The 2618-nt window shown below is 41.0% G+C and carries 4 protein-coding genes; all 4 read left to right on the top strand.

Annotated features, from left to right (window positions below):
* Window positions 1-664, top strand: a 664-nt coding sequence (locus ACFILW_RS09340; RefSeq protein WP_375685654.1) for a tyrosine-type recombinase/integrase, incomplete at its 5' end; no start/stop codon positions are given.
* A 207-nt stretch (window positions 665-871) separates the two neighbouring features.
* Window positions 872-1072, top strand: coding sequence for an AlpA family transcriptional regulator (locus ACFILW_RS09345; RefSeq protein ID WP_011180791.1), 201 nt, complete (start codon window positions 872-874; stop codon window positions 1070-1072).
* A gap of 97 nt (window positions 1073-1169) precedes the next feature.
* Window positions 1170-2057, top strand: a complete 888-nt coding sequence (locus tag ACFILW_RS09350; RefSeq protein WP_375685655.1) for a toprim domain-containing protein — start codon at window positions 1170-1172, stop codon at window positions 2055-2057.
* Window positions 2058-2069: 12 nt separating this feature from the next.
* Window positions 2070-2618 (top strand): DUF3987 domain-containing protein (locus ACFILW_RS09355; RefSeq protein WP_375685657.1); only part of this gene is annotated, 549 nt, incomplete at its 3' end.

Raw genomic sequence — 2618 nt, forward strand, 5'->3', positions numbered from 1 at the left:
TCGTCTTAATATATGTCTCAAACATGCGGCTGCCTTGGGTTTGAATGTTGATTTACAAGCAACAGAAAAAGCACGCGTGCTCTTAGGTAAACAACGTCATAAAACACAAAATTTACCAGCTATGGATTGGAGAGATGTCCCTACCTTTTATAAAACACTTTGCGAAGCATCAACCTTAACACAACTGGCTTTGCGTTTGCTTATTCTGACAGGGGTTCGTACCAATCCTTTGTGTCATATTCATAAAGATCAAGTTGATGGAGATATCTGGACTATCCCTGCTGAAAATATGAAAGGTTTGCGTGATGCTACAACAGAATTTCGTGTGCCCTTATCATCAGAGGTATTAGAAATCTTAAAACAAGCGCGCTTGTTCTCTCGCAATGATTTATTTTTTTCTGCTACCGGTCGCGGTCCCCTTGCTGATAGTTGTATGGCAAAGTATATGAGAGAGAATAAGATTGATGCCTGCCCCCATGGATTTCGCTCTAGTTTACGCAATTGGCTTGCTGAAACAACCGATGCCCCCTATGAGGTCGCTGAAACTATTTTAGCTCATACGGTCGGCGGTAAAGTAGAACGTGCCTATCGTCGTACTGACTATTTAGAACAGCGCCGCGTTTATATGGATAAATGGGCGGCTTATGTCACGGGTCAATCTTAAGATATGGGGTGAATAACCCCATGATCTGTTGATAACTTTCTCTCTCTTGTCTCTCATTCTTTCTCAATAAGACTCATAAATTATCACATCAGAAATTGTATGATAAAATATTGTTTTCTATAAATAAAACATCTTTCTAAATGAACCAAAATGTGGTTAATAAATAGTTATGATTTGTTACCATTTTTTGATAGAAAGGATTTTAGTATGACAGAAAATGATATTCTTTTGACAGACCGTGAAAGTGCAAAATTGCTTCATATGAGTGTCTCAACATTCCGCCGTCATGTAACCAATGGCTCTCTCCCAAAACCTTTAAAATTTGGTTTTTTGTCCCGTTGGTTACAATCGGATCTTATCAATGTCATCGAGCAAGCAAAACAGCAACGTCAAAGTGACGCGGCATAAAAAAACCTTGTCACGTAAGGACGGACAAGGCTTTCTCAAACTCATCACCCTAGAGATAGCACAATCCGTCCTGTGACGCAACGTTATAGGATTTAAAATGATGTGTTCTTTTAAGAATGCGCAAGGTATCACACGTGCCTTGCGCGGTACTTGGCATGGGCGTTATGGAACAGCCCGTTGCCCTGCTCATGATGATAGGCTGCCTAGCTTATCCCTTGCCAATGGACATGATGGGCGTCTTTTACTCTATTGTTATGCTGGCTGCTCTTTTAGAGAGATCATACAAGCGCTCATTAGAATTGGCTTGCTTGGAAAACAAGCCTTTTTTGATAAAGCTTATGATCAGACGCTCTCTTTCTCAAAACAGTTTTGTGCTGATCTCAAACGAGCAAAACAGAAAGCAGAGAGAGCAAAAGCAATTTGGCAACAAAGCCAACCAATCAAAAATACTTTAGCAGAAACCTATTTACGTATGCGGGGTATTACATGTGATTTGCCTCCTGATTTACGCTTTTACGACAAATGTCCACACCCCTCTGGGGGTACACTGCCCGCGTTAGTGGCTCTTGTTAAGGGTGCTGGTTCCTTTGCCATTCATAGAACCTTTTTAAAAGACAATGGCTGCAAAACAGATCAGAAACCAGCAAAAGCCATGTTGGGATCTGTAACAGGTGGTGCTGTGCATTTAAGTCAAGGCAATCCCAAACATCTGGTCATTTGTGAGGGCATTGAAACCGGTCTGGCTCTTTTGTCTGGGTTGTTATCAGAGCCCGTTGATTTATGGGCGTCTCTTTCAACCAGTGGCATGATGCGTGTGAATTTACCCCATACAAAAGGACGTCTCACCATTGCAATGGACGGCGGCGATGATGCGGGTCGTAAAGCAGGTTTTACCCTAGCTGCACGTGCTTATAGCCAAGGCTTTGAGGTCTTTATGATGCAAGCTCCAAAAGGAACTGATTTTAATAACGTATTACTTTCTTAAAAGAGGGAAACTATGAAAGATAGTAATTTACAAAACAATAATAAAAATACTCCCGTCAATGATAACGATAATGTTTCTTTAAATGATAAGACTTGTTTAGAAGCCATTCCTTATAAGCAAGCATTGCAACAAAACGGTTGGGGGGAATTAAAGCCTATCACGGCGGCTCTTTTACCCGTCGAGCCTTTTGACCCATTACAACTCCCCATGCCATTCATGGATTATGTTTATGACGTTTCAGAGCGTCAACAAGCCCCTATGGATTTTATTGCTGTCTCTGCTCTCTGTGCCTTGGCTGCTGTTATTGGAAATGGCGTGCGTATCGCTCCCAAAAAACATGATAATAATTGGAAAATTGTTCCTAATCTCTGGGGTGCTCTTGTGGGGCAACCTTCAACATTCAAAACACCTACCATGCAAGCCGCTTTAACTCCTCTCTATACCTTTCAAGAGGAATGGAATCAAGAATGGTTAAAGAAGAAAGAACAGCAAGAAACAAAAGATATTCTTATTGAATTAGACAAAAGAGAAAAGAAAAAACAAGCCTACAAAGCACTCAAA

The organism is Bartonella sp. TT110JLCBS, from assembly GCF_042193405.1.
Taxonomy (GTDB): domain Bacteria; phylum Pseudomonadota; class Alphaproteobacteria; order Rhizobiales; family Rhizobiaceae; genus Bartonella.

Coding starts and splice junctions, on each gene's coding strand:
- ACFILW_RS09345 (WP_011180791.1), top strand. CDS start 872: ATGACAGAAAATGATATTCTTTTGACAGACCGTGAAAGTGCAAAATTG.
- ACFILW_RS09350 (WP_375685655.1), top strand. CDS start 1,170: ATGATGTGTTCTTTTAAGAATGCGCAAGGTATCACACGTGCCTTGCGC.